The sequence below is a fragment of the Parvibaculum sp. genome, from assembly GCF_019635935.1.
Lineage (GTDB): Bacteria > Pseudomonadota > Alphaproteobacteria > Parvibaculales > Parvibaculaceae > Parvibaculum.
The window spans coordinates 3,019,647-3,044,467 of the sequence record NZ_JAHBYN010000001.1; the positions used below are offsets into that span (position 1 = coordinate 3,019,647).

27 protein-coding genes are annotated in these 24,821 nt (G+C 65.5%); 8 read left to right on the plus strand and 19 right to left on the minus strand.

Annotated elements, in window-relative coordinates; genetic code table 11:
• Positions 1-10 precede the first annotated feature (10 nt).
• Positions 11-469: a hypothetical protein gene (locus KF719_RS14875; protein ID WP_293509611.1), complete on the plus strand. Its 459-nt coding sequence runs from the start codon at positions 11-13 to the stop codon at positions 467-469.
• 2 nt (positions 470-471) lie between these two features.
• On the opposite strand, the gene KF719_RS14880 is transcribed toward KF719_RS14875, so the two are convergent.
• Positions 472-1,053: a helix-turn-helix domain-containing protein gene (locus KF719_RS14880; RefSeq protein WP_293509613.1), complete on the minus strand. Its 582-nt coding sequence runs from the start codon at positions 1,051-1,053 to the stop codon at positions 472-474.
• 141 nt (positions 1,054-1,194) lie between these two features.
• Here KF719_RS14880 and KF719_RS14885 point away from each other — a divergent pair, with 141 nt between their 5' ends.
• Both KF719_RS14885 and KF719_RS14890 read left to right on the plus strand, forming a co-directional pair.
• Positions 1,195-1,638, plus strand: a complete 444-nt coding sequence (locus tag KF719_RS14885; RefSeq protein WP_293509615.1) for a helix-turn-helix domain-containing protein — start codon at positions 1,195-1,197, stop codon at positions 1,636-1,638.
• Positions 1,635-2,192 (plus strand): DUF6456 domain-containing protein, encoded by a 558-nt coding sequence (locus KF719_RS14890; RefSeq protein WP_293509617.1) that lies wholly within the window; start codon positions 1,635-1,637, stop codon positions 2,190-2,192. Before KF719_RS14885 ends, KF719_RS14890 begins: the two co-directional genes overlap by 4 nt.
• Here the strand turns inward: KF719_RS14890 and KF719_RS14895 are convergent.
• The 4 genes from KF719_RS14895 to KF719_RS14910 all read right to left on the minus strand — a co-directional run bounded on the left by KF719_RS14895 (position 2,185) and on the right by KF719_RS14910 (position 4,949).
• Positions 2,185-2,553: a hypothetical protein gene (locus KF719_RS14895; protein WP_293509619.1), complete on the minus strand. Its 369-nt coding sequence runs from the start codon at positions 2,551-2,553 to the stop codon at positions 2,185-2,187. The two genes, KF719_RS14890 and KF719_RS14895, sit on opposite strands and share 8 nt — an antisense overlap.
• Positions 2,554-2,583: 30 nt before the next feature.
• Complete coding sequence (locus tag KF719_RS14900; RefSeq protein WP_293509621.1) at positions 2,584-3,015, minus strand: SufE family protein; 432 nt, start codon at positions 3,013-3,015, stop codon at positions 2,584-2,586.
• A gap of 153 nt (positions 3,016-3,168) precedes the next feature.
• Positions 3,169-3,576: a DUF5330 domain-containing protein gene (locus KF719_RS14905; protein WP_293509622.1), complete on the minus strand. Its 408-nt coding sequence runs from the start codon at positions 3,574-3,576 to the stop codon at positions 3,169-3,171.
• Positions 3,577-3,893: 317 nt separating this feature from the next.
• Positions 3,894-4,949: a hypothetical protein gene (locus KF719_RS14910; protein WP_293509624.1), complete on the minus strand. Its 1,056-nt coding sequence runs from the start codon at positions 4,947-4,949 to the stop codon at positions 3,894-3,896.
• Between the two features lie 215 nt (positions 4,950-5,164).
• Here KF719_RS14910 and KF719_RS14915 point away from each other — a divergent pair, with 215 nt between their 5' ends.
• Positions 5,165-5,506 carry a DUF1491 family protein gene (locus KF719_RS14915; protein WP_293509626.1) on the plus strand — a complete coding sequence of 114 codons (342 nt, stop codon included), beginning with the start codon at positions 5,165-5,167 and terminating at the stop codon, positions 5,504-5,506.
• Between the two features lie 58 nt (positions 5,507-5,564).
• Here KF719_RS14915 and KF719_RS14920 read toward each other — a convergent pair whose 3' ends face one another.
• The gene (locus KF719_RS14920) at positions 5,565-5,783 is read right to left on the minus strand and encodes a hypothetical protein (protein ID WP_293509628.1); all 219 of its coding nucleotides are present in this window, start codon (positions 5,781-5,783) and stop codon (positions 5,565-5,567) included.
• Positions 5,784-5,925: 142 nt separating this feature from the next.
• On the opposite strand from KF719_RS14920, the gene KF719_RS14925 reads away from it, so the two are divergent.
• On the plus strand, positions 5,926-7,551 hold the full coding sequence (locus KF719_RS14925; protein ID WP_293509630.1) for a peptide chain release factor 3: 1,626 nt from the start codon (positions 5,926-5,928) through the stop codon (positions 7,549-7,551).
• A 27-nt stretch (positions 7,552-7,578) separates the two neighbouring features.
• Complete coding sequence (locus KF719_RS14930; protein ID WP_293509632.1) at positions 7,579-8,721, plus strand: mechanosensitive ion channel family protein; 1,143 nt, start codon at positions 7,579-7,581, stop codon at positions 8,719-8,721.
• 5 nt (positions 8,722-8,726) lie between these two features.
• Here the strand turns inward: KF719_RS14930 and KF719_RS14935 are convergent, their stop codons facing one another.
• The 3 genes from KF719_RS14935 to KF719_RS14945 are packed head-to-tail and all read right to left on the minus strand — an operon-like array spanning position 8,727 to position 11,957.
• Positions 8,727-9,917, minus strand: coding sequence for a hypothetical protein (locus KF719_RS14935; protein WP_293509633.1), 1,191 nt, complete (start codon positions 9,915-9,917; stop codon positions 8,727-8,729).
• A complete protein-coding gene (locus KF719_RS14940) occupies positions 9,914-10,576 on the minus strand; it encodes a TetR/AcrR family transcriptional regulator (protein WP_293509635.1) in 663 nt (220 codons plus the stop codon). The genes KF719_RS14935 and KF719_RS14940 overlap by 4 nt, the downstream gene beginning before the upstream one ends.
• A gap of 58 nt (positions 10,577-10,634) precedes the next feature.
• Positions 10,635-11,957: an aminotransferase class III-fold pyridoxal phosphate-dependent enzyme gene (locus KF719_RS14945; protein ID WP_293509637.1), complete on the minus strand. Its 1,323-nt coding sequence runs from the start codon at positions 11,955-11,957 to the stop codon at positions 10,635-10,637.
• Positions 11,958-12,137: 180 nt separating this feature from the next.
• Between KF719_RS14945 and KF719_RS14950 the strand changes: the two genes are divergently transcribed.
• Both KF719_RS14950 and KF719_RS14955 read left to right on the plus strand, forming a co-directional pair.
• Positions 12,138-13,412, plus strand: a complete 1,275-nt coding sequence (locus tag KF719_RS14950; protein WP_293509639.1) for a D-amino acid dehydrogenase — start codon at positions 12,138-12,140, stop codon at positions 13,410-13,412.
• Between the two features lie 168 nt (positions 13,413-13,580).
• Entirely contained in the window at positions 13,581-13,955 is a 375-nt protein-coding gene (locus KF719_RS14955; protein ID WP_293509641.1) for a phasin family protein, read from the plus strand.
• Between the two features lie 111 nt (positions 13,956-14,066).
• Here the strand turns inward: KF719_RS14955 and KF719_RS14960 are convergent, their stop codons facing one another.
• From KF719_RS14960 to KF719_RS15005, 10 genes are all read right to left on the minus strand, one after another.
• Entirely contained in the window at positions 14,067-14,585 is a 519-nt protein-coding gene (locus KF719_RS14960; RefSeq protein ID WP_293509643.1) for a DUF934 domain-containing protein, read from the minus strand.
• A complete protein-coding gene (locus KF719_RS14965; protein WP_293509645.1) occupies positions 14,572-16,230 on the minus strand; it encodes a nitrite/sulfite reductase in 1,659 nt (552 codons plus the stop codon). Before KF719_RS14965 ends, KF719_RS14960 begins: the two co-directional genes overlap by 14 nt.
• Positions 16,231-16,263: 33 nt before the next feature.
• Positions 16,264-16,599, minus strand: coding sequence for a DUF2849 domain-containing protein (locus KF719_RS14970; protein WP_293509647.1), 336 nt, complete (start codon positions 16,597-16,599; stop codon positions 16,264-16,266).
• A 217-nt stretch (positions 16,600-16,816) separates the two neighbouring features.
• On the minus strand, positions 16,817-17,623 hold the full coding sequence (locus KF719_RS14975; protein ID WP_293509649.1) for an ABC transporter permease: 807 nt from the start codon (positions 17,621-17,623) through the stop codon (positions 16,817-16,819).
• The gene (locus KF719_RS14980) at positions 17,620-18,396 is read right to left on the minus strand and encodes an ABC transporter ATP-binding protein (protein WP_293509651.1); all 777 of its coding nucleotides are present in this window, start codon (positions 18,394-18,396) and stop codon (positions 17,620-17,622) included. The genes KF719_RS14975 and KF719_RS14980 overlap by 4 nt, the downstream gene beginning before the upstream one ends.
• Before the next feature lie 19 nt (positions 18,397-18,415).
• Positions 18,416-19,462 carry an ABC transporter substrate-binding protein gene (locus KF719_RS14985; protein WP_293509653.1) on the minus strand — a complete coding sequence of 349 codons (1,047 nt, stop codon included), beginning with the start codon at positions 19,460-19,462 and terminating at the stop codon, positions 18,416-18,418.
• Between the two features lie 110 nt (positions 19,463-19,572).
• Positions 19,573-20,094 (minus strand): DUF1254 domain-containing protein, encoded by a 522-nt coding sequence (locus KF719_RS14990; protein ID WP_293509655.1) that lies wholly within the window; start codon positions 20,092-20,094, stop codon positions 19,573-19,575.
• A complete protein-coding gene (locus KF719_RS14995; RefSeq protein ID WP_293509657.1) occupies positions 20,091-20,669 on the minus strand; it encodes a DUF1214 domain-containing protein in 579 nt (192 codons plus the stop codon). The genes KF719_RS14990 and KF719_RS14995 overlap by 4 nt, the downstream gene beginning before the upstream one ends.
• 140 nt (positions 20,670-20,809) lie before the next feature.
• Positions 20,810-22,615 (minus strand): ATP-binding cassette domain-containing protein, encoded by a 1,806-nt coding sequence (locus tag KF719_RS15000; RefSeq protein ID WP_293509659.1) that lies wholly within the window; start codon positions 22,613-22,615, stop codon positions 20,810-20,812.
• Positions 22,616-22,680: 65 nt separating this feature from the next.
• Positions 22,681-24,738 (minus strand): PBP1A family penicillin-binding protein, encoded by a 2,058-nt coding sequence (locus KF719_RS15005; RefSeq protein ID WP_293509661.1) that lies wholly within the window; start codon positions 24,736-24,738, stop codon positions 22,681-22,683.
• Positions 24,739-24,821: the final 83 nt, after the last annotated feature.

Genomic DNA, 24,821 nt, shown 5'->3' on the forward strand with positions numbered 1-24,821 from the left:
GGAGGTTGCCGTGAAACTTTCAACGATGCGTGCGGGCATGCCGGTGGCGATGTTGTTTGCCGCCGTGTTTCTGGCCGCGACGGCGCAGGCCGCGACGATTCAGGGCGGCAGCTTCACGATCCGCAGCGGCGAGCAGGCGAAGTTTCCGATCGCCAGCGCCGGCGCGCCGTCGGATATGCACGCGCACTGCACCTTGTCGGATGTCGCGGGCAGCGCCAGCCTGATTTTCGACGGCGAAAACTACATCGCGATGTCCGATCTCGCGGTCGGCGAAACGGTGACGCTCAAGCGCGGCGAAACCCGCGAATACAGGCTCTCCGGCGTTGTCGATGCGCCCAGTGGTGGCGCCTATATCGCCTTCAACTTCACCGGCGCGGCGGCGGCGATGTGTTTTCCGGGTATGGATTGCGGTGGCGCGGAAGACGGCGCGTCAAGCGTGACCGTGAGTTGCAAACCCGCCGCGAATTGATTTCAGCGATTTAGCGGCGGAAAGCGCCGCACCAGCATAACGAGCGGCGCGACCCACAACGCCGCCGATATGCGCTTGCCATGCGCGCCGGTTTCAGGCGGCGCGAGAAGCCCGTCGCCTTTTTCAAATGCAATGAGCCGGCCGAAGCCGATTTCCGAGCGGCCGCCCAGGATCGCATCGCGGCCAAGTGCGGCGCGCATGGCGCTTTCGCCATCGTGACGGTCGCCGACCAGCAAGTCGCCCGCCCGCCACGGGCCGAGGTCCCGCGCCACGCCGATCAGCACGGGATTGTCCGCCGGCGTCTCGACGGTCAGCACCGGCGCCGCCTCGGAGGGGAGCGCGGCGACGGTGCCGCCCGCGACCAGTTCGCCGAGCGCCACCAGACGGTTCGGCAAGGCGACGTCGATCAGGTCGCCGGGCGTCACGTCGAGCGCCTCGGCGATCCGCTCCAGCCAATCCGTTGAGACGGTCATGTCGGCGGTCTCGAGACGCGAGACCGTCGCCGCCGTGGTGCCGAGCCGGAGGGCGAGGCCGGACTGGGTCAGGCCCTTCAGCTTCCTGAAGTGGCGAATCCTTGTCTTCACGGGCGAATCCTCCTTGCAACGGCAAGAGCTTACCGAACTTTATCCCCGGTATATACGAAATATGTAAATTTAAGTGCCAAGCGGAGGAATGTTCCTCTATTGTTCTTAAAAAAGCGACATATTTTGGCAGGGAGTAGATCGATGGAACTGGATTTCTTGCGCGTCCGCGACGGCGGTCCCGAAGCCCGGCGCCCGGTATTCGCCGGACTGGCGCCGCGGACGGACCCGGCGCGCGGCCGGCCGGGACGCCGCCGTTCCGCGGTGCCGCCGCCAAAACGCAAGGCCGAGCTGGAACTTACGCTGGCGACGGTTGCACGCGCCTGGAACGTGTCGCTGCGCGAGTTGCAGGCGCCGACCCGGCGCCGCGCGCCGGTCGCCGAGGCGCGGCAAGTGGCGATGTACCTGACCCATGTGATTTTCGGCATCAGCCTGTCCGAAGTCGGTCGCCTCTACGGACGCGACCGGACGACGGCGAGCCATGCCTGCCAGCGCATCGAGGACCGCCGCGACGACCCCGCTTTCGACCGCCTGCTCGACACGCTGGCGCTGGCGCTCGAGAGCGGCGCGCGGAGCGGATGCCGATGACGGAAAACAAACGGACCGCCGATCCGGACAGCTTCGCGGCGGCGCATCGCCTGACGGCGCGCAAGCGCATCGCGCTCGATGGCGCGGCGGCCGATGTCTGCGTCAATGAAGGCGAGACGCCGCTCGGATGGCTGCGCCGCCGCAAGGGCCTGAATGGCAAGCCGCTGATCGACGAGACGCAATTCGAGGCCGGCGAGAAACTGCGCCGCGATTTCACGATCGGGCAATTGACGCCGCGCGTCACCGTCGACTGGTCGGCGATCGGCGGCAGTCAACCGCGGCGCGGCGCGGTGCGCGATCCGGCCGCCATCGCCGATCATGCGCTGGCCGCGCGCAACCGCGTTGCCCGCGCGATGGCGGCGGTGGGACCGGGATTGTCGGACCTGCTGATCGCCGTCTGCTGTCACCTCGAAGGCATGGAGGCGGCCGAACGCCGCTTCGGCTGGCCGCAACGCGCCGGCAAGATCGTGCTCGCCATCGCGCTCGACCGGCTGGCCGCGCATTACGGGCTTCGCGCGGGCGCAAAACGCAAGGCGAAGGCGCCGCTCAGGTGACGAGAAACGGCACGATCAGCGCGCCGGCCATGCCGATCTCGACGGCGATGCCGGGCCCGTTGGCGCGGAAGGGCACCTTGTCGGCAAGCGACGAAACCACCCGGACAAGGGCGGCCGCGCCCCAGGCGCAACCGAGCGCAACGAAGACCGCCGGGACGCCCATCACGAACGCCGCCGCATGGGAACCGAGAAAGACGCCGCCATAGGTGGCGCGAACCTCGGAAATGCTTTCGGCGCGCACCGGGTCGAAGGCGATGCCGACGAGACTGGCGACATGGGCGGGACGAAACGCGGCATAGGCGCCGAGCGCCGCGCCGATCAAGGTGGCAAGGAAGGGAAGGGCAAGCAACACGGAGGTCATTTCATCGTCTCCTCTGTTGGCCGGCAGCGGTCAGGGGCCGGCGGGGGCCAGATGCGCTTTCGCATCCGCCTCGATGCGCGCCACCATCGAATAAAGGCCGTTGGAGCGCTGCGGCGTCAGATGTTCGTCGAGGCCGAGCCTGGCGAAGACGGCGCGGGGTTCGGCAGCGAGAATCTCGGCCGGCGTGCGGCCGGAATAGAGGCGCATCAGAATGGCGATCAGGCCACGGACGATATGGGCGTCGCTGTCGCCACGGAAATGAAGGCGCGGAGCACCGTCCGGACCGGGGCGGACCTCGGAAACGAGCCACACCTGGCTGACGCAGCCCTGCACCTTGTTTTCGGACGAATGTTCGGCGGCGCTGAGCGGCTCGAGATCGCGGCCAAGCTCGATGACATAGCGGTAGCGCTCCTCCCAATCGTCGAGGAAGGCGAAATCGTCGATGAGGTCCTGAATGCTCATGGCGCTCCGTCCGTATCGGTCAGGACATAGCGGGCCGGGCCCCAAAGAACAAGCGCCCCGCCGCTCGGGGGGAGAGCGACGGGGCGGGAAGTGGACCGGATGCGGGTCTAGGTCCCCGCATCCGGCAGAGGGACAGGCGACCGATGGGTGGGGTCAGGCGCCTGCAAAAAGCGAGGGAGCAAGGGCTTGCCGGCCCGGTGTGGCGACCGGCAACGCGGTGCTGTCCTGCTGTTGCTCCTTCGCCTTGTCGGTCAGCCAGACCAGGGCCATGCCGCCGTAATGCGTGGTCTGGCGCATGACATGGCCGAGAATGGCGTGGCTTCGTTCGCAGATATCCGGATTGCGGCCGCAGAAGCCCATCACGTCCTGGGCCGAGCGTGCCGCCATGGTCAGCGCTTCGCCGGCGCCCATCTGGGGCTCGGCGGGTTCGGGCGGCGCGCCGAGCGAGGCGGCGGTGAAGCCACCGGCATCGGCGGTGCGTGCGGAGGTTTCGTCGCCGGCCGCGGGCAGCAGGAAGGCCAGCACCGTCAGCCAGAAAGCGGCTCTGAGAATAAAAGACATCGTTTTCACCCTTTCAAAGGCCGGTCGTTCCTAGGGACCGGCGATCAACATGGGCGAAGGCTAGGCCGCGATCTGCTGTCGCCAAGTTAAACTGAAAGATAAAATGCAATAGAGATTGAGTCTTATACGAACAAATACAGAGGTTGGTTGATTTGGATATTATACTATACTTGAAAATATAATCTAATTATTCGAGAAATATAATAAAATACGCAAAAAAATTGACGCGCATTTTTCGAGAATGCGCGTCAAAAAAGATCGAGATTCAATTCAAATTCGTACGAAGCGCCGGACCTCCAGCGCGAGCGTCTGCCGGCCTAGCGGGTGACCGGCGCCGACGGCAGCGCCTCGGCAAAGCAGTTGCTCACATCGTCGACCGCGTGTTTGCCGGTGCACCAGGCTTCCTCGGAGGGGAAGCGGGCGGCGGCGACGCACTGGTTGAGGTTGAGACGGGCCCAGTTGAGGCAGCGCCCGGTCGGGTTGCGGGTGGCGCCGACCTGCATGGCGTCCATCGAGCCGTCGAGGACCTGATGGGCGGCAAGCGTCAGGATGCGGTTCATCACCGAGGGCGTGTAGGCATGGGCCGTGCCGATGGGCGAAAGCGCCGACAGCACCGCGCGGGCCTTTTCCATCGGGCTTGCCGACGCGGCCTTGACCGGGGCTTCGAGCGGTGCGGGCTGCGGCTCGATCATGCCCCATTTCTGTTTCTGGAATTCATAGGCCTTGTCGATGAAGCGGGCCGAAAGCAGCGACATGCGCGCCGTTTCATCGCGGATCGCGAGCGCGACGGCGGCGCTGGCCGAGCTCACGCCCCTGACCTGCAGGATGTGGTCGTCGTCGGCCGCGAGCTGTTCGAGCAGCGCGACCTTGCCGACGGCCCGGGCCTCGTTGCGCACGCCTTGCGCGAATTCGGGGTCCTGCGCGGCGATCATGGCGCGCGACGCATACCAGGCTTCGGCGAGCCGGTCCGGCTCCTGGATGCGCAGCGTCGCAAGCGCGCGGCGCACATCGCTCGGCGTGTTGAGACGGGCTTCCGCGACCATGGCGAGCGCCGAGCCGTAGCTGACATAGACGCCGGTGAGATCGCCAAGGCGCGGCGCGGTCGTCAGCGCCGAGACGCCGGCGGACGGGTCGATCGAGGCGACCTGCACGGGGCCGCGCGGCAGCGGCGAGGGCAGCGGCACCGGAACGCCCGACGCAATGACCGCGATCAGCGCTTCGTCGGTGATCATCGCGACCGGCGCGGGCGCCGGTTGGGGCGCGGCGGCGGGCGGCGCTTTGGTGTCGCCCGATGTCAGGCAGCCGGTGAGCAGAAGTGCCGCCGCGAGCGGCAGCGCGGCGCGATGCGCCCGGTTCAGGAAATGTAGCGACAAGTTGCAACCCCTCGACATGGCATCCCCCAACGCCCGAAAAGCCTGAGCGCCGGTTCCGCAGGCGATCGGCCCTTTGCGGAACGGCCTCTCTTAATAGAGTGTGCGGGAGTCTAGTCCCGCAACGGGGCGACGGCAAACGGGAAACGCGTTAAGGATGAACACCGGCGGCTTGGCCGCGGGCCTACCGGTGCGGTACGGAAAATATGGGGAAATAAATGGACACGGCGCCGCGGCTGAAGGCCGAAATCTGGGTGAAGGCGCTGATCCGCCGCTGCGAGACGGCGGGCGCGGCGGCGATGGTGGTCCGGCGCGGCGACGCGACGGCGGGTGTGGTGCTGGTCAAGGTCAACCGGCTCGACGGGCGGGCAACGGTCTATGCGCCGGCCCGCGACGGCGAGGGCGCGCTGTTCTGGATGGCGCGGCCCACCGCCGAGCCCGCGCCGGAACCCGATGCCGATGCCTATATCGAGAAGCAGCGCAGCCGCGACCCCGACCTCTGGGTGGTCGAGATCGAGGACCGCGAGGGCCGGCACTTCCTTCAGGAAAAGGTGAGCTGAACTCAAGGCCGCATGAACATCCCGCGCCACCTAAGGGCGCATGAACATCCCGCGCCATCTAAGGGCGCATGAACATAAAGTCTTCGTCCGGGTCGAGATGATCGGCGGCCTCGATCAGTTCGGCGCGGATGTCTTCCGGCTTGCGGATGCCGCGCCAGATGCGGACCGCCTGTTCGAACATGATGCGGGCAACAGCATCGGTCGAGAGTTTCGCGGCTTCGGCCTCTTTCAGCATGGCCTCGATATGAGGCTCGACGACGTCCCGGGCGCTGGTCATGACTGTCTCCTGAAATTCAATGGCATGATGCCGCCATGCTCGCACAGCCCGCAACCGGCTTGCATCGGCCAGTTTGTCGCGGGGTGGCGGGCAGGGGCGCTTTGGGCTAGGTTCCGCCCAAATCCATCCCGGAGACGAAACGTTGAGTATTTCCGAGGCCGCAAGCCGTCAGGACAGGGCATTGGCGAGCGAAATCCGCAAGCGGCGGACCTTCGCCATCATCTCCCATCCCGACGCCGGCAAGACGACGCTGACCGAGAACCTGCTGCTGAAAGGCGGCGCGATCCGCCTTGCCGGTCAGGTGAAGGCCCGCGGCGACAACCGGCGCGCGCGCTCCGACTGGATGAAGATCGAGCAGGACCGCGGCATCTCGGTGACGTCGGCCGTGATGACCTTCGAATACAAGGACATCGTCTGCAACCTGCTCGACACGCCGGGCCACGAGGATTTCAGCGAGGACACCTACCGCACACTGACCGCCGCCGACAGCGCCATCATGGTGATCGACGCGGCGAAAGGCATCGAGGCGCAGACGCTGAAGCTCTTCGAGGTCTGCCGCATGCGCGACGTGCCGATCATCACCTTCATCAACAAGATCGACCGCGAGGGCGTGCATCCCTTCGAGCTGATGGACGAGATCGCCTCGAAGCTGGCGCTCGACACCGCGCCGATGATCTGGCCGGCCGGCATGGGCGGGCTGCTGCGCGGCATTTTCGATCCGGAAAACGACCGCTTCATCCCTTACGAAAAGCCCGGCACGGAAAAGGGCGGCCCCGACAGCGAGCCCGAAAGCCTGACCGGCGAGCGCATCGCCGAATTTCTGGGCGCGGACGAACTCCGGAAGTTCCGCGACGAGATGGAACTGGCGCGGGAAGGCTCACCCGCCTTCGACATCGAGCAATATCGCGCCGGGCACATGACGCCGGTCTATTTCGGCAGCGCGCTCCGCAAGCTCGGCGTGCGCGAATTGCTGGACGCGGTCGCCGCCTACGCGCCGCCGCCGCGCGCTCAGCCGGCCACAAGCCGCATCGTCGAACCGGCGGAACCGAAGGTGACGGGCTTCGTCTTCAAGGTGCAGGCGAACATGGACGCCAACCACCGCGATCGCATCGCCTTCATGCGCATCTGTTCGGGCAAGTTCAAGCGCGGCATGCGGCTGAAAATTTCGGGCAGCGGCAAGACCATCGGCGTCAACAACGCGATCATGTTCTTCGCGCAGGACCGCGAACTGCTGGACGACGCCTATGCCGGCGACATTATCGGCATTCCGAACCACGGCACGATCCGCGTCGGCGACACGCTGAGCGAGTCGGAAGACCTGATCTTTACCGGCATCCCGAATTTCGCACCGGAAATCCTGCGCCGCGTCCGCCTCGACGATCCGATGAAGGCAAAGCACATGCGCCGCGCGCTGGAAAGCCTCGCGGAAGAAGGGGTGACGCAGGTCTTCAAGCCCGAAATCGGCGCCAACTGGATCGTCGGCGTGGTCGGCCAGTTGCAGCTCGAAGTGCTGGCGTCGCGCATCGCCGCTGAATACGACATCAAGGTGCAGTTCGAACCGGCGCCCTTCGAAACCGCGCGCTGGGTGCAGGCGGCGGATGCGGCCGAGCTGAAATACTTCGTCGAGGCCCATCGCGGCAACATGGCGACCGATCGCGACGGCGCACCGGTCTTCATGGCGAAGAGCAATTGGGAAATCGGCTACACGCTGGAAAAATGGCCGAACGTGACATTCTCGGCGACGCGCGAGCGGACTGCGGCCGCGTAACGACCCCAACACAGGACCCGACGACAGATGATGCAGGGCATACTGACGAATCTCGAGGACTACTGGTATCTCGTCGGGGACGTCTGGAGCACCGGCGTTCTCGGCCACAGCATCGGCGATCTTCTGGTCGCGGTGACGATCTTCGGCATCTTCTATGTCCTGCGCGGCCTTTTCACCCGTTTTGTGCTGTCCATCGCCGACCGGTGGGTGGAGAGGACAGAGACAAAAGTCGACGACTACATCAGGGACGCGATCCGTAACCCGCTGCGTTTTCTTTTTTTTGCACTCGGATTTTTCTTTGCGACCGAGTTTCTCGCATTCGAGGATACGGCGCGCGATTTCGCCGAGAGCCTCAACCGTACGCTGATTATCATTGCGATCTTCTGGGCCCTCTACAATTGTGTCGTCCCGGTGAGCCAGGGGATGAAAAAGCTCGAACGGCTGCTGACGCCCGAAATTCTCGAATGGATGATTGCCGGCGCGAAAACCGCAATCGTTCTGATCGCCGGCGCGACGATCCTGCAGACCTGGGGTATTCAGGTGGCGCCGATCATTGCCGGACTTGGACTTTTCGGTGTCGCGGTGGCGCTGGGCGCGCAGGACCTCTTCAAGAACCTGATCGGCGGCATGTCGATTCTGATCGAACGGCGCTTCGGCATCGGCGACTGGATCAAGGTCGAAGGCATTGTCGAAGGGACGGTCGAGAAGATCGGTTTCCGCTCGACACATGTGCGCCGTTTCGACCGGGCGCCGGTCTTCGTGCCGAACCAGCAGCTCTCGGATCACGCGGTGACGAATTTCAGCGCCATGACCTATCGCCGCATTTCATGGCTGATCGGTGTCGAATACCGGACGACGCACGACCAGCTTCGGCAGATCTGCGGCGACATCGAGGCCTATCTGACATCGACGGAAGACTTCGCGCAGCCGCCGCTGGCGCCGCTCTTCGTGCGCATCGACAGCTTCGGACCTTCCTCCATCGACATCATGGTCTATTGCTTCACCCACACGACCGTCTGGGGCGAGTGGCTGGCCGTGAAAGAAGCGCTGGCCTACCGGATCAAGCAGATCGTCGAAGGTTCCGGCACCGGCTTCGCGTTTCCGAGCCGCTCGATTTACGTGGAAACGCTGCCGCCTTCGGCCGACGAAATCGTCGCGGCGCGCAAATAGGCGCGTCAGACGACGACTTCCGCGACACCGCGCCGGGCGCTTGTCCGCACAACCCTTGTCGGGTAACCGGCGCGGAAGGCGAATGTCGGCTGCCAGCTTTCATCGCCGGTGATCGCGGCGAGGCGCGCTTCGGATGCCGGCTCACGGCCGAGCTGCCTTTCGCGGTCGATGGTTTCGATCGGCTGATTGAGCGGGTGCATCGATATTCCCTGTGCCGCGCCCGTCAGATGCAGCCGCTGCCAGAACCGGCCGGCGGCGAGCGCCTGACGCCGGTCGTAGCGGTCGCGCGTGGCGATGAGGCCGAGAAGCGGTGCCGTCGGCACATGGGTGTCGCGTGTTTGGGTCGCCCAGGTGCCGTGGCTCTGTTCGGCGGGCAGCGCCGGGAGCAATTTCGCAATCGCCAGCACCGCCGGCGAGAGGCCCACCGTGTCGAGGGTGAGACCGCTTTTTTCGCGCGCGATCTCGTCCGGCCCGTCGCGGAACCAGTGATGGCTGTCTTCGATCATTTCCTTGTCGGCGACGATTTCATTCGTCGCTTCGACAATCGCCGCGCCGAGACGCTTGCGCGCTTCGCCGTCGCCAAAGAGCCAGAGCCGGACGTCGTCCTCATGCGCGATGCCGGCGAAGGCATCGGCGGCGAGCGGCCGTGCGGCGTCGTAAGGGTTGCGGTCGGTGTGGCGGTGGGGAATGGCGGCGTGGAGCGGATCTGTTGCCGCCGTCGCGCGCGCGAGATGCAGCGTTGCCGCAAGCACCTGTCCGTCGCGACCGGCAATGTCGAGCAACGAGCCCGGCGCATACTGGACATCGGCAGCAAAGCCGTTGGGCGCCGCCACCAGCAGCATGTTTTCGACGGCACAACCGAGACCGAGATGCATCTCGCGCAAATAGGGATCGAACGTGCCGAGATGACGATGCGTGTCGGCGAGAATGTCGATCCGGCTATCCGTGACGCGGAAAATCCAGGGCTGCGTGTTGTGCGGGTTGGACGCGAGAATGCCGGCGGCGACCAGCGCCAGCGGCGTGTTCGCATATTCCGGCGCGTTCCACATTTGCCACGGCGCATAGGCCTCGCCCGCCGGCTCGGCGAAGACGCCGCGCTCGTTGGCCCGCCAGAGAAGGCCTGCGCCGGCGACAAGCGTGATGCCCGAGCCGATTTCGAGAAAGCGGCGGCGCGTGACTTTCGGTGTCTTGCTCATGGTTTCCTGCTCCTGGTTTCAGGGGCGCTGGCCGCAAAGAGGCCGTCGATCATCGCGTCGACGGCTGCGAGCACGCGTTCCCAGTTCTTGTCGGTCTTGATTTCGACACCGCCATAGACGCGGATTTTCAGCGCGCGGGCGGCGAGATAGTCGATGGCGGCGGCAAGCAGCGCGGTGACGGCGGCAATGTCGACATCGCCCCAGCCGCCGTGACGCGCGGCTTCCTGTTTCATCAATTCGATGGAACGCTTCTCGCGCACCTCTTCGAGCGCGACGACAAGCGGCGTGCGGTTGGCGGGCTCGGCGGCGATGACGGCGAGCGTCACGGGGCGTTGGCGCATGGCCGCGGCGTGATGACGAAGGCCGCGCTTCAGCGCTTCGGCCGCATTGGGCGCGCCTTCGGTGGCGGACAACATCTCCTCGACCGACCACCAGAAGTCGCCATGTTCGGCATAGGCGCGGTAGAGGCCGTCGAGATCGCCGAAATAGCGGTAGATCAGAACCTTGTCGACGCCCGCCTCGCGGGCCAGCGCATTGATGCCGACGCCGGACAACCCGTCGCGCAGGATCAACCGCGAAACGGCGTCGAGGATCGCCGTCTCGGTCTTTGCGCGGTCGCGCGGGCGGGGCTTCGGTTTGGCTGCGGCTTTTGTCACCATACGGTGACATATAGGACAAGGCGGTGCCGCCGTCAAGATGGACCTGGAAATGAGGGGGTCAGACGGCGGCGACGGCCTCGTCGATGGCGGCTTTCAGCGTTTCGGCCATGCGGTCGAGTTCGGCGTCGGAAACGACGAAGGCGGGGCCGAGACATACGATATCGCGGATGGCGCCCGTGCCGCCGCCATAGAAGAAGACGCCGCGCTTGAGGCCGGCGCCGATGACGCGCTGCGTGACGGCGGCGCTTTCGGGGAAGCGTTCGAGCGTCTCGCGGTCGCGGACGATTTCAATGCCGCGCAGCAGCCCTTCGCCGCGAATTTCGGCGACGTTCGGATGCTGGCCAAGCAGGCCTTCAAGGCGGGCTGCAAGCGCGCGGCCGCGCGCGGCGGCGCGGGCGACGAGGTCTTCGTCTTCCATGATCTGAAGCACCTTGTCGGCCGCGGCGCAGGCGCCGGGATGGCCGCCATAGGTATAGAACATCAGCGACTGTCCGCCTTCGGCGAGCGGCGCGACGATTTCTTCGGAGGCGAAGACGCCGACGATCGGCGCATAGCCGCCGGCGAGCCCCTTGCCCGAGACCAGAATGTCGGGCGCGATGTCGAAATGCGCGCAGGCGAACGGCTTGCCGGTGCGGCCGAAGCCGGTCATCACTTCGTCGATGATGAGAAGAATGCCGTGGCGCTTGCAGATTTCCTGTATGCGTGGCCAGTAGCGCGGGCCGGGCATCAGCGCGCCGCCCGACGAACCGTTGATCGGCTCGGCGATGAACGCGGCGATGGTCTCCGGTCCCTCGCGCAGCACCAGCGCCTCGAATGCGTCGGCGGCGGCGATGTCGAAATCGGGATGGTGGCGGCCGAGCGGCGATCTGAGCGCATAAGGCGTCGGCGCCAGCGGCATGTCGGGAATGAGCCGTTCGAAGCCGCGCTTGCGCGCTTCATGTCCGGCGATGCCGAGCGTGAAGAGCGTCGTGCCGTGATAGGAAATGTCGCGGCCGATAATCTTCCAGCGCGTGTTGTCGCCCTTCGCACGGAAATGCTGGACAGCGAGGCGGCAGGCGGCATCGACCGCTTCCGAGCCGCCGCTGGCAAGCCAGGTGCGGGTCAGATGCGCCGGCAGCCAGGCGCGGCGCAGACGCTCCATCAGCCGCGTCCGCTCCGGCGTCAGGAAGGGCGGCACCGCATAGGACATGCTTGTCATCGCCTCGGCCGTCGCCGCGCCGACTTCCGCCCGCCCGTGGCCGATATTCGAAACGATGGCGCCGCCCGACGCATCGAGAATTTCGCCGCCGCCGCGCGTGTGGAGGACGCAGCCCTTCGCATGCGTAATGTCGACCGCGCGGGGCGAGGGCACGAAGGGCCAGAGGGGCGTTTGGTCGGTCATCGGCGGCGGGCTCCGGGCTTGTCGGTCGCGGGGGATGGCGGCCGAGTATGCCGGGCAAAGGCTTTCGGCAGAAGGCCCCATTCTTTGCCGTCGCCCCCGCTCTTTGCCGTCGCCAAAGCCGCGCCGCTTTGATACCGGTAGGGACAATTTCGAAACCCTCACGCTCCTGGCAGGTCCATCGTGAAAACCGTCGTCATCGGCGCCGGCATTGTCGGCGTCGCCACCGCTTATGAACTCGCGCTGCGCGGCGAGACGGTGACGCTGATCGAGGCGCATGAGGGCGCGGGCCTCGGCACGAGCTACGCCAATGGCGGCCAGATGTCGGCCTGCGAGGTTGCGCCCTGGGCCGGGCCTGAAATTCCGGGCCTGATCCTGCGCTGGCTCGGCCGCGACGACGCGCCGTTCCGCCTGCGCCCGAAAATGGACCCCGACCAGTGGCGCTGGCTGCTGCGCTTCCTGTTGCGCTGCCGGACCTCGGCACGGATGGAGCGCATTCCGCCCAATCTCGAACTGGCATTGCTGACGCGCGAGCGCATGGCGAGCTACGCGGCCGACTTTCGCGACGCGGGACGCTCGCTCGATTTCGACCGGCGCGACAGAGGCATCCTGCGCATCTTCGCAAGCGAACATGCGGTGCGCGCCGCCATGACCGAGATGGAAACGATGGCGCGTCTCGGCGTCGAACAGCGCCTGCTGACTGCAGCCGAATGCGTGGATGTCGAACCGGCACTCGCATCGGCCCTGCAACGCGGCGAGATTTCCGGCGGCCTCTATTCGCCGTCGGACGCAAGCGGCGACGCGCATCTTTTTTCGAAGCACATGGCCGAGGCCGCGAAACGACGCGGCGTGACGTTCGAGACCGGTACGGTGGTCGAGGAGATCATCGCGCGTGCCGGCCGCGCCTATGGCGTCGTGACCTCGCGCGGCGTGCTCGACGCGGATGCGGTTGTCGTCGCGGCGGGCGCGGGCACGGCGGCGCTGCTGAAGCCGCTCGGCATCCGCACCTGGATCTATCCGGTGAAAGGCTATTCGGTGACGCTGCCGGCGCCCGAAGGCAATGCGCCCGAAGTCAGCATCACCGACGAAGCGCGCAAGATCGTCATCAGCAGGTTGGGCAACCGGCTGCGCGCCGCGGGCCAGGCCGAAGTCGGCGGCTACGACCTGACGCTGGAGCCCGGCCGCGCCGCCTCGGTGCTCAATGCGCTGACGAGCCTGTTGCCGCAGGCGGGGGCCGGCGCCGACGCGGCCGAATTCTGGTGCGGCTTGCGGCCCATGACCCCGGACGGCAGCCCGGTAATCGGCCGGGTGGAGCCCTTTTCGAATCTTTTCATCAACAGCGGCCACGGCACGCTGGGCTGGACGCTGGGGGCCGGCAGCGGCGCGGCGCTTGCCGACCTCGTCTGCGACAGCGCGCCGCAACTTCCACTAAGTCCTTTTTCTATAAGGAGATTTTAGGAAATTTGGCGCGCTGCAATGCGTGTTTTTGTGCGATGCACAAAAATTACTTGACGCTAAGGCAGGGGCATTCTATCTCATATTGCAGCGCACAAATCCGGCGCGCCGGTATGTGCTTGGAAACGCTCGCGTGAGGCGAGCGACCACGCGGTACAGGAGATAGAAACAATGCCCGAAGCGACCCCCAAAGCGAAAAAGACCAAGACGACTGCGAAGCCGCGCGCCGCGAAGGCGACGGCGAAGACCGCCAAGGCCGCCCCCAAGGCCGACGTGAAGAACCCGATCGAAGTGGCGTCCGGCATCATCGTGACGCTGGCCCGCACCAACTTCGAGGAATCGGTCGAGACCGCCCGCGCCGCGCTCAAGTCCGGCAGCATCAAGACGGCGGTGGAACTCCAGAACGAACTCGTTCGCGCCACCATCAAGCGGAACATCGACGCCGCCCGCGAACTCAACGAGCTCACCGTGAACACCGTTCGCGAAGCCGTGAACCCCTATGCCACGAAGTTCACCGAAGCTTTCGAGAAGCTCCGCGCTGCGTAATTTCCGCGCGAGGCTCCAGACTCCCGTCTGTTGAGTACTGTTGCGTAAAAAGGCCCGGCCCCTGAAAAGGGTGCCGGGCTTTTGCTTGTCTGCGCGGGGAAGGGGAGGCCGTCAGACCGCTTCGCGGGCCGAGGCGCGCGCCGCGAGGCGCTGGCGCAGCGACAACACGGGTTCGCGCCCGTCGGTCGCCGGCTGGTAGGACAGCGAAAACGCGCCGACGCTCTCGGCCCAGATTTCCGGTGTGATGTTGTCGGCGACCTCAAGTGCGTCGAAGCCGCAGCGGACCATGAAATGGAACTGGTCGCGCAGCACGTTGCCGACGGCGCGGACTTCGCCCGTGTAGCCGTGCCGCTCGCGCAAGAGCCGCGCATAGGAATAGGCGCGGCCATTGCGATAGACCGGAAACTCGAGCGCCACCACCTTCAGCTTGTCGAGATCGTCCGCGATGGCCGAGGGCTCCTGACCGCTCTTCAGGCGCACGCCGAGCGGTGTGTTGCGCGCCGTCAGCGCGTCGCGCTCCTTCTGCCAGCGCTCGAGGCTGACGATGACGGCGCCATCGGGCAGGGCGTCCTCGTCTCCGACGGTCGCGAAATCGTCCGCGACGAACTTCCCGTTCCTAATGAGTTGCATAGAGGCTCTCCTTGAACGGGTCGATGCCGGTGCGCCGATAGGTATCGATGAAGCGCTCGCCGGGCTGGCGCAGGCCGAGATAGGTCGTGACGATGGTTTCGATCGCATCGACGATCTGCTCTTCGGTGAAGGCGGGACCGACGATGTCGCCGATGGCGGTCTTTTCATCGGCCGCGCCGCCCAGCGTCACCTGGTAATATTCGACGCCCTTCTTGTCGACGCCCAGAATGCCGATATGGCCGACATGGTGATGGCCGCAGGCGTTGATGCAGCCTGACGTGTTGATTTTCAGCTCGCCGATGTCGTGCTGCCGGTCGAGATCGCTGAAGCGCTCCGAAATCTGCTGCGCCAGCGGGATCGAGCGCGCATTGGCGAGCGCGCAATAATCGAGACCGGGGCAGGCGATCTGGTCGGTAATGAGATTGATGTTGGCCGTCGCGAGCCCGGCCGCCTTCAGCGCCGCGTGAACGGCCGGCAGGTCCTTTTTGCGCACATCGGCCAGCGTCAGGTTCTGCTCATGCGTGACGCGCAACTCGTCGAAGCTGTATTTCTCGGCGATGTCGGCAACCGCGTCCATCTGGTCCGACGAGCAATCGCCCGGCGTGCCGCCGATGGGCTTCAGCGAGATGTTGACGATCGCATAGCCCGGCACCTTGTGCGCGGCGACATTGGACTTCACCCAATTGGCGAAATCCCGGTCGGCAAGCACCGCCTTGTTGAGCTCGGTGCTTTCGTCGGGCAGGGTTTCGTAACCGGGCGGCGCGAAATAGGCCTGGATACGCGCGACCTCTTCGGCTGGCAAATGCAAGGCACCGGTCTTGCGGATTTCGGCAAACTCGACATCCACCTGCCGCTTCATTTCCTCGGCGCCGATCTCATGCACGAGGATCTTGATGCGCGCCTTGTAGATGTTGTCGCGGCGTCCATACATGTTGTAGACGCGCATGATCGCCTCGAGATAGGCGAGTAAATCTTCCTTCGGCACGAAATCGGCAATCTTCTTGCCGATCATCGGTGTGCGGCCGAGCCCGCCGCCGACATAGATTTCGTAGCCGATCGCGTCCTTGCCGTCCCGCACGATCTGGATGCCGATGTCGTGTACGCGGATCGCGGCGCGGTCGTCCGGCGTGCCGGAAACGGCGATCTTGAACTTGCGCGGCAGGAACGAGAATTCCGGGTGGAAGGTCGACCATTGCCGGATGATTTCCGAAACGATGCGCGGATCCTCGATCTCGTCTTTCGCGGCCCCCGCATACTGATCCGACGTCACGTTGCGGATGCAGTTGCCCGATGTCTGGATGGCGTGCATCTCGACAGTGGCGAGGTCGTGCAGCAGATCGGGCATGTCCTTCAGCGCCGGCCAGTTGAACTGAAGGTTCTGGCGGGTCGTGAAGTGGCCGTAGCCGCGGTCGTATTTGCGGCCGATATGCGCAAGCATGCGCAATTGCTTCGACGACAACGTGCCGTAGGGAATGGCGACGCGGATCATGTAGGCGTGAAGTTGCAGATAGACGCCGTTCATCAGCCGGAGCGGCTTGAACTCGTCTTCCGTCAACTCGCCCGAAAGGCGGCGCGCTACCTGTCCGCGAAACTGCGCGACGCGTTCATTGACGATCTGATAATCGAATTCGTCGTAGCGATACATAACCGAACCTTTGCCTCTCGCGGTTTCTTGCGTTCAGCGATGAACGCCCGGCAGCTCCGCCTGCTTGCCGAGATCGAGGCGCACGGTCGGGCCCGCCTGCCGGATCGTTTCGCGCACGCTTGCGGCGCGGATGCCGCCATCCTCGCGCGTCACCTCGAAGAGATAGGGTTCGACGACGAAATTGCTGTCGACCGTCGGTTGCGCCCGCGCCAGCAGCGCCTCGCCGGCTTCCTTGCCTTCGGTCACATCGGCGTCTTGCAGCGATTCCGACCAGCGATCGTCCGCGGTCAGGTAGACGACGATGCCGTCGGCGAGACGGTTTGCGGTAAGCGCCTGAAACTGCGCTCCCTTGCGACTGTGCTGGGCCATGCCGGGCGCTCCTTGGGGCTCCATCCGCGCCAATTCACCGCCCGCCACCGGGGCATCTGGCGAAGAGGAGGCGAGGCGTGTGAAGCCGCTGCTAACTACCCGGTAACATGGGTTTTTCGCTAAAGATCGTCAATAGAGGTGTAGAACTTTATTATTCACAGTAAAATTTGATAAATATGAGATAAATGGCGGATTTCAACCAATTTCTGGAAGTATCTCAGAATTCCCGGCGAACCGCGCTCTCATGCCAGCGCCGGAGCAGGCGATGCTCGACCCAGGTCAGGCTGAAAAAAATCGTGATGCCGAGCACCGACAGGAGGAACAGGGCGGCGAACATGCGCGGAATATCGAGCCGGTAGCCGGCCTCGACGATGCGCCAGGCAAGCCCCGCGCCGGTGCCCGAACCGGCGACGAATTCGGCGACGACCGCGCCTATCAGCGCCAGCCCGCCGGAGATTTTCATGCCCGCCAGAATGTAGGGAAGCGCCGAAGGCAGTTGCAGTTCGCTCAGCACCTGCCAGCGGCTGGCGCCGTAAAGCCGGAAGAGATCGCGCAGATTGTGGTCGGCGGAACGCAAGCCCAGCGTCGTATTGGAGAGGATCGGAAAGAAGGCGACCATCCAGGCGAGGATCAGCACGGCAAGTTCGACGCGGTCATAGCCGACCCAGATCAGGATCAACGGTGCGATGGCGACGACGGGCGTCACCTGCAACACGACCGCATAGGGAAAGAGCGCCATCTCGATCCGCCGGCTTTGCGAGAAGAGAATGGCAAGGCCGATGCCGCCCACCGCCGCGAGCACGAAGGCCATCAGCGTGACGCGCAGCGTCACCCAGAGCGAGCCCATCAGCGATCCGAAATTGGCGACAAGGCTTGCCCCGATTGCGCTGGGCGGCGGCAGCACGAAAAGCGGCACGTCGCCAAGCCGCACCGATGCTTCCCAGATTCCCAGAAAGACGACACCGGCGGCGGCCGGCACGGCAATGCGCGTGAAGCGCGACAGGGCGCTGTCCTCGCCGTTCATGGGCGCACCCCCTCGCGCAGCGCGGCGCTGACCGCCGCGCAATGATCGGCATAGTCGTGCGAACGGCGGAAGACGGCATCGCGCGGATGCGGCGCGCCGATCGCGACCTCGCCGAGAACGCGCCCCGGCCGCGCACCCATCACCAGCACCCGCTCCGACAGATAGACGGACTCGTAGATGCTGTGCGTGACGAAAATCACCGTCCAGCGCTGGCTGCGCCAGAGGTCGAGCAGGTCGTCATCGAGTTTGTCGCGCGTGAATTCGTCGAGCGCCGCGAAGGGCTCGTCCATCAGCAGCACCGGCGGATCGGTCACCAGCGCGCGCGCCAGCGACACGCGCATCTTCATGCCGCCGGACAGCTCGCGCGGGAAAGCCTCCGCGAAATCGGCGAGGCCGACGCGCGCCAGCGCATCCATCAATTGCGGCTTTGCTTTATCGAGCGCGACACCGCGAAGCTTCAACGGCAGATGCACATTGTCGAGAACCGATGCCCAGGGCATCAGCGTCGCATCCTGAAAGACGAAACCGACATCGGCAGGCCGCGCGCCGCCGGCGGTATGCCAGCGGACTTGACCGGCGCTCGCCGCGATCAGCCCGGCGACGATCCGGAGCAGCGTGCTCTTGCCGCAGCCCGACGGCCCGACCAGCGAAACGAAATCGCCACGGCGAATTTCCGCATCGACGCCCGACAGCGCCACCGTGCCGCCCTCATAGGTCTTGGCGACGCCGGTCAGCGTGAGCAGCGGAGGCCGTGGCGCGTCGGCTGAGGTCATGGGCTGCGCGGCCGCTCCCTTATTCGCCGGTCAGTTGTTTCTTGAGGCCGAGACCGGCGCCCTGATTGATGAACTCCAGCGTGTAGGCGCTGTGGACATCGAGGCCCGCCGAATAGACGCCGGCCGTCACCATCGTCAGGTGGAATTCCCGCCAACGCGCATCGGTCATCGCGCCGATGCCGAGCGTTGCCGTGTCGCCGGATTCGACGATGCCGTATTTCTTCATCATCGAGATCGCGTTGGCGATCACGTCATCGGTCATCTCCGGATTGTCGCGCTTGATAAGCGCGTTCGCCGGCGCCGGATCGCCGTAGAGATAGCTCACCCAGCCGCGAATGCTTGCGTCGACGAAAGCCTGAACCGCTTCCGGCTGCTCGGCGATCGTCCGGTCGGCGGCGAGAACGACCGCGGCATAACCCGGATAGCCGTAGTCCGACAGCAGGAACACTTGCGGCTCGATGCCGGTTTCCTTGCGGATCATGTAGGGCTCGGAGGAGAGATAGCCCTGCTGGATGGCGGCCGGATCTGTCAGGAACGGCGCGAGGTTGAAGGTGTATTTGCGGATCTGGCTGTCCTCGAAATCGTACTTCGCCTTCAGCCATTGCCAGAACGCGCTCACCGTCGCGTCCGACACCATGATCGGCATGCCCTTCATGTCGGCGATCGATTTCACATCCTCGCGCGGATGCGTGATGAAGACCTGGGGGTCTTTCTGGAATGTCGCCATCACGGCCCTGGCGCCGGCGCCCGCCTCGACGATGTTGAGCGGAATGAAATTGTTGGAGCCGATGCCGAAATCGACCGAATGGGCGGCCAGCAGTTGCGGCACATTGATGCCCGGACCGCCTTGCACGATTTTGACGTCGAGCCCGGCTTCCGCGTAGTAGCCATTGGCAAGCGCCTGATAGAAGCCGCCATGCTCGGCCTGCGCCTTCCAGTCGGTGGCGAAGCTGACGCGGGTGAGGCCGCTCTCGTCCCGGCCGCCGCCGGGGCCGACCGCCAGGACGATGACGACGGCAACCGCCACCGCCGCCGCGACGGCGCCCAAAATCAGATTCCGGTTCATGGAGGCCTCCCCCTGAATCGCGCGGCCGCGCGGCAACGGAGGCGATGGTATCAGCAGGAAACCGGCGGGGCTACTGCGTGAAAGGCCCTACCGGCAGGAAGGAAATCCGCTTAGAGCGGCTCGCAGCCGGACTGCCGCCGCATGGCGTCGATGCTGGCGCGCTCTTCGTCGGAGGCGATCAGCGACCGGAAGAGAATGATGCCGCGGCTCGAAGGCGCGACCACAACCGGCGCGCCGTTGCCGCCATTCGCGGTGTCGTCGGTCGCGAGGATGATTTCAATCGAACCGGCATTGGCCTGCCGGTCGTTGACGACGAAGAAATTGTCGGTGTTGGCGGCGAACATCGACAGCGACCAGTAGGTGTCCGGCACCGGCGATGTGATGCGCAGCGGCCGCGCGCCGACATCGTAGACGCAGGCCGTGTAGAGGAGATCGGGGCTCGGACGGACGATGCCGCGCGCCGCAGCCGTCGCGGGCTCGGGATAGAGCGGCTTGTTGACGCCACCGGCCTGTGCGGCGATGCCGGCCATGGCGCGGTCCATGATGCCATAGGGCAGGGCGAAGATCGTCAGGATATGAAAGACGGCGGCAAGCACGATCGTGCCGGCGATCCACATGGGCCATGTCTTCATCGTGAGCACGCCTCCCTGGCGATGCGCGGCAGCGCGATCCTGGACGGGTCGCGAACCGCTTCCTCGGCCGGATTGTAAAGTCGAAGTGTCAGCGTGAACGTCCCGTCGCCCTCGCCGGTCGGTATCCAATTGACGCCGCTTTCCGACGGACCGGCCGAAATGACGAAACTGCCGTCGTCCTCGCGCGCCACCGTGTTGCCGCCAAAGGAATAGCGGTCTTGCGGGTTGGGGATCAGATAATGGTCGGCGGCATAGGCCGTGATGCTCCACCAGCGTGCCGGCGGATCGGAGCCGACGATCTTGTAGCTGCACTGCATGCGCAGCGTCTCGCCGTTGCTATCCGTCGCGGCGGTGAAATAGATTGTCTCGCTGCGATTGAGCGCCAGCAATCCGCCGACGGCGACGCGGGCGCGCGTGTAGGGATCGGCATCGGCGGAACCGATAACGTCGCTCGTCATCCACGGGCCGACGGCGGTCGTGCTGCCGAGGCCGCCGCGCAGAAGCAGCAACGCCGATCCGACGCCCAGAACGAGCGCGACGACAAAAGATGCAAGAAGCTTCAGGAAGAGCTTCAATATTCCCCCACCGGATCCTTCTGGATCCGAAACCGGTCCACGCTTCGCCTCGCCGCACCCCCGCCCGCGAATCGCAACGCCGAACATCCAAAACCGTGCCGGTGCAACAGTCAAAGGGAATATGCGGGGGTGGTTAACTCTCAGGCGCCGGAAAGCGCCTCGCGCTTCAATTCGAGTTCGAGCCAGCGTTCCTCGGCCGCGGAAAGCTCCGCCCGGAGCGCATCGTGGCGTGCCGTCGCCTTATGGAAATCGTCGGGGCTGCGCGCATAAAGGTCCGGATCCGCGAGCTTCTGTTCGAGCGCGGCGATTTCCGCGGCAAGCCGCGGCATTTTCTCCTGAAGTTCCTCGATGGCGCGCTGCTCCTTGTAGCCGAGCTTGCCCGCCGGCCGCGCGCGCTCCGGCCGAACGGACGTGACCGCTGCACGGCCCGGACGCGATGCCTCGCTGCGTTGGTGCCGGGACTGGGTCAGGTAGTCCGAATAGCCGCCCGGATACTCGGCGGCGTTGCCCGCGCCGTCGAGCGCAATGACGGAGGTGACGACGCGGTCGAGAAAGTCGCGATCGTGGCTGACCAGCAGAACGGTGCCGTCATAGTCGGTCAGCATTTCCTGCAGCAGGTCGAGTGTTTCCATGTCGAGATCGTTGGTCGGCTCATCGAGCACGAGCAGGTTCGACGGTTTCGCCAGCGCCTGCGCCAGCAGCAACCGGCATTGCTCGCCGCCCGACAGCGCCTTGACGGGCTGGCGCGCCTGCGACTCTCGAAATAGGAAGTCCTTGAGATAGGAAACCACATGGCGCGGTTTACCGCGCACCATCACCTGGTCGCCGCCGCCTTCGCACAAGGTTTGCCAGAGCGTCGCTTCGGGATCGAGCAGCGCGCGCGTCTGGTCGACATAGACGGGCGTCAGGTTGGTGCCGAGGCGTATCGTGCCGCTGTCGGGCTTCAGCGCGCCAGTGAGTATTTTCAGCAGCGTCGTCTTGCCCGCGCCATTGGGGCCGATCAGCCCGACCTTGTCGCCGCGCATGATGCGCGTTGAAAAATTATCGACGGCGACGCGCACGCTGCCGTCCGGCTGCGGCCAGCCTTTCGATATGCCCTTCGCTTCGACGACAAGCGATCCCGACGCCGAGCCGCTTTCCGCAACCAGCTCGACGCGGCCCGTCTGGCCGACGCGCCGTGCGCGGTCGGCGCGCATCGCATGCAGGCGCCGCAGCCGTCCCTGGTTGCGCGTGCGCCGCGCCGAAATGCCTTCGCGCGACCACTGCGTCTCCTGTTCGATCAGCCGGTCGAGCTTGTGCGCGACGGTTTCCTCCTCGGCGAGAATTTGTTCCGACCACGCCTCGAATGACGAGAAGCCTTTGTCGAGGCGGCGGATCGCACCACGGTCGAGCCACAAGCAACCGGCCGTCAGCCGGCGCAGGAAGGCCCGGTCATGGCTGATGAGAATGAAGGCGCCGCGAAACTGCGACAGCGTTTCCTCGAGCCATTCGATCGACGGCAGGTCGAGATGGTTGGTCGGTTCGTCGAGCAGCAGAATGTCGGGTTCCTCGGCAAGCACGCGGGCGAGCGCCGCCTTGCGTCCCTCGCCGCCCGAAAGCGTTGCCGGGTCGGCGCCCGGCGAAAGTTTCAGTTCGTCGAGCGCGGCTTGTGCCTTGTGTGTTTCGGCGCCGCCTGCCGTCGCATAATCGAGCACGGTCGCGGCGCCGCCGAAATCCGGCGCCTGTTCGAGATAGGCGATGCGCGTGCCGGGCTGGCGGAAAATCTCGCCGCCATCGGGCTCGGCAAGTCCGGCCGCAATGCGCAGCAAAGTCGACTTGCCCGAACCGTTCCGCCCCACAAGGCACAGCCGGTCGCCGGCTGCGAGCGCGAAGCTCGCACCCGAGATCAACACCTGATCGGCGAAGGCGACGCGAATGTCGCGAAGGGCAAGAAGCGGCGGGGCCAATCTGAAAATCTCTGTATGTCGCGGCTTATGCGCCTGTATGGCGCATCGCGCGGCGCGACGCAAACTCAGCGCTTGCCGGGACCGCCCAGCGTTTCGCCGCCGCGCCGGAAGCCCTGACCCCAATTGGCCGAACGGCCTTCGAGCTTCGGCGCCGCCGAGAAAAGATCGCTGAGTTCGGCGAAGAAACCCGACGGTGCGCCGGTCGCTGTCCGGATCGTCGCGTCGCGGTAGCGCACGGCGCCGGGCAGCGGCGCTGGCGGCTGGCCCGCTTGCGCGGCGCTCATATAAGACTGCCAGGCGGTCGCGGCGACATTGCCGCCGGCCGCGCCGTCGGTCGGCGAATTGTCGTCGTTGCCGAACCAGACGCCGGCCGTCTCGTTGCCTGTGTAGCCGATGAACCAGGCGTCGCGATTGTCCTGGCTGGTACCGGTCTTGCCGGCGGCAAGACGGCCGCCGATCTGCGCGGCGCGTCCGGTGCCTTCGGTCATCACGTTGTAGAGCATGTAAGTCATGTCGTGGGCATGTTCGGGCTTGGTCGCCTGAACGGATTCGGGCGTGTGCGAAAAGACCGAGTCGCCGTTCTCGGCGACGATTTCGACAATGCCGTAAGGGGGCGAGCGGCGGCCCTCATTGCCGAAGACCGAATAGGCCGACGTCAATTCCAGCAGCGTCACCTCGGAACTGCCCAGCACGACGGAAAGATTGCGCGGCAGCGGCCGTTCGAGCCCGAGGCGTCGCGCGACGGCGCCGATCCTGTCGAGGCCGACCTTGTCGCCGACCTGCACGGCAATGGTGTTGACCGAATGCGCAAGCGCCGTGGCGAGGCTGACCGTGCCCCAGTCTCGCGCCGCGACATTGCGGGGCACCCAGCCGCCCATCGACACCGGTTCGTCCGTAACCGGACTGTCCGGCGTGTAGCCCGCCTCGAGCGCGGCGAGATAGACGATCGGCTTGAAGGCGGAGCCGGGCTGGCGCAGCGCCTGCGACGCGCGGTTGAACTGGCTTTCGAGATAGGACCTGCCGCCGACCATCGCGAGCACGGCACCGTCGGCACCGAGCGCGACAAGCGCACCTTGCGACAGGCGGCGTGCCTCGCCATTGTCGGCGAGCGCCTTTTCGATGGCGGCGGTGGCAGCCTTCTGGCGGCGCGGATCGAGCGTTGTGCGAACGGTATAGCGACCGGTCGTGCCGGGCATCGCGGCGGCGACCTGGCCTGCGACCCAGTCGACGAAATATTCTTGCCCCTCGGCCTGGGCGCGAACGACGACATCGGCCGGGTTGGCGCGCGCACCGGCGACTTCCTGCGCGGTGAGCGTGCCGGACGCAACCAGCCGGTCCAGAACCTGGCCGGCGCGGGCGCGGGCCCGTTCGAGATCGTTGCTGGGCGAAAAGCGGCTCGGCGCCTTCGGCAGCCCGGCGAGGATGGCCGCCTCCGGCAGCGACACATCGCGCACCGACTTGCCGAAATAGTAGCGGGCGGCCGCGTCCATGCCGTAGTTTCCGGCGCCCATATAGATGCGATTGAGATAGAGCGTCAGGATTTCGTCCTTGGACAGATTGTTTTCGAGCCAGAGCGTGATCAGCGCCTCCTGCGCCTTGCGCATAACGGTGCGGCTGTTGTCGAGATAGAGGTTCTTGGCGACCTGTTGCGTGATGGTCGAACCGCCTTCCACGAATTCGAACGCCTTGAGGTTGGACCACATGGCGCGCGCGATGCCGCGCGGATCGAAACCGCGATGTTCGTAGAAGCGGCGGTCCTCGGTCGCGAGGACGGCCATGATGAGATAAGGCGGCATTTCGCCGAGCGGCACCGTGGGCGTGGTGCGCTTGCCGCGGCTGCCGATCTCGTTGCCCTCCGCGTCGAGCACGGTCAGCATCAGGCTTTCGTCGGGCCCGGCTTCGATCGCGCGTTGCAGGTCGGGCAGCGTCTGAGAAACGAGGAGGAAGGCGCCGACGACGAAAGCGGTGAGGACGAAGGAAAGGGTCGCAAGAAAACCCGGACGGTAGCGGCGCGCGGCGCGCGACCGTTCATCCTCCGGATCGGGCGGTTCCGGCAGGTCGTGCGATGGCGCGCGGTGCTGCTGCGCGCGCATCGGATAGGGATCGTCGTCGTCCTGCGACACGGGTCAATTGCCTCGATAGCTACACTTCCGGCGTCAACCGGGCAGGGGTTTCATGCGAGCCTCATGCCACCCCGGACTGCGCC

What these genes read in the sequence shown, in the direction of transcription:
- KF719_RS14960 (WP_293509643.1), bottom strand. Translation starts at nt 14,585, where the DNA reads ATGCAACTCATTAGGAACGGGAAGTTCGTCGCGGACGATTTCGCGACC.
- KF719_RS14900 (WP_293509621.1), bottom strand. Translation starts at nt 3,015, where the DNA reads ATGAGCATTCAGGACCTCATCGACGATTTCGCCTTCCTCGACGATTGG.
- KF719_RS14965 (WP_293509645.1), bottom strand. Translation starts at nt 16,230, where the DNA reads ATGTATCGCTACGACGAATTCGATTATCAGATCGTCAATGAACGCGTC.
- KF719_RS14930 (WP_293509632.1), top strand. Translation starts at nt 7,579, where the DNA reads ATGATGCAGGGCATACTGACGAATCTCGAGGACTACTGGTATCTCGTC.
- KF719_RS14990 (WP_293509655.1), bottom strand. Translation starts at nt 20,094, where the DNA reads ATGAAGACATGGCCCATGTGGATCGCCGGCACGATCGTGCTTGCCGCC.
- KF719_RS14945 (WP_293509637.1), bottom strand. Translation starts at nt 11,957, where the DNA reads ATGACCGACCAAACGCCCCTCTGGCCCTTCGTGCCCTCGCCCCGCGCG.
- KF719_RS14980 (WP_293509651.1), bottom strand. Translation starts at nt 18,396, where the DNA reads ATGACCTCAGCCGACGCGCCACGGCCTCCGCTGCTCACGCTGACCGGC.
- KF719_RS14955 (WP_293509641.1), top strand. Translation starts at nt 13,581, where the DNA reads ATGCCCGAAGCGACCCCCAAAGCGAAAAAGACCAAGACGACTGCGAAG.
- KF719_RS14920 (WP_293509628.1), bottom strand. Translation starts at nt 5,783, where the DNA reads ATGACCAGCGCCCGGGACGTCGTCGAGCCTCATATCGAGGCCATGCTG.
- KF719_RS14895 (WP_293509619.1), bottom strand. Translation starts at nt 2,553, where the DNA reads ATGACCTCCGTGTTGCTTGCCCTTCCCTTCCTTGCCACCTTGATCGGC.
- KF719_RS14975 (WP_293509649.1), bottom strand. Translation starts at nt 17,623, where the DNA reads ATGAACGGCGAGGACAGCGCCCTGTCGCGCTTCACGCGCATTGCCGTG.
- KF719_RS14935 (WP_293509633.1), bottom strand. Translation starts at nt 9,917, where the DNA reads ATGAGCAAGACACCGAAAGTCACGCGCCGCCGCTTTCTCGAAATCGGC.
- KF719_RS14915 (WP_293509626.1), top strand. Translation starts at nt 5,165, where the DNA reads ATGGACACGGCGCCGCGGCTGAAGGCCGAAATCTGGGTGAAGGCGCTG.
- KF719_RS14985 (WP_293509653.1), bottom strand. Translation starts at nt 19,462, where the DNA reads ATGAACCGGAATCTGATTTTGGGCGCCGTCGCGGCGGCGGTGGCGGTT.
- KF719_RS14890 (WP_293509617.1), top strand. Translation starts at nt 1,635, where the DNA reads ATGACGGAAAACAAACGGACCGCCGATCCGGACAGCTTCGCGGCGGCG.
- KF719_RS14905 (WP_293509622.1), bottom strand. Translation starts at nt 3,576, where the DNA reads ATGTCTTTTATTCTCAGAGCCGCTTTCTGGCTGACGGTGCTGGCCTTC.
- KF719_RS14885 (WP_293509615.1), top strand. Translation starts at nt 1,195, where the DNA reads ATGGAACTGGATTTCTTGCGCGTCCGCGACGGCGGTCCCGAAGCCCGG.
- KF719_RS14970 (WP_293509647.1), bottom strand. Translation starts at nt 16,599, where the DNA reads ATGGCCCAGCACAGTCGCAAGGGAGCGCAGTTTCAGGCGCTTACCGCA.
- KF719_RS14940 (WP_293509635.1), bottom strand. Translation starts at nt 10,576, where the DNA reads ATGGTGACAAAAGCCGCAGCCAAACCGAAGCCCCGCCCGCGCGACCGC.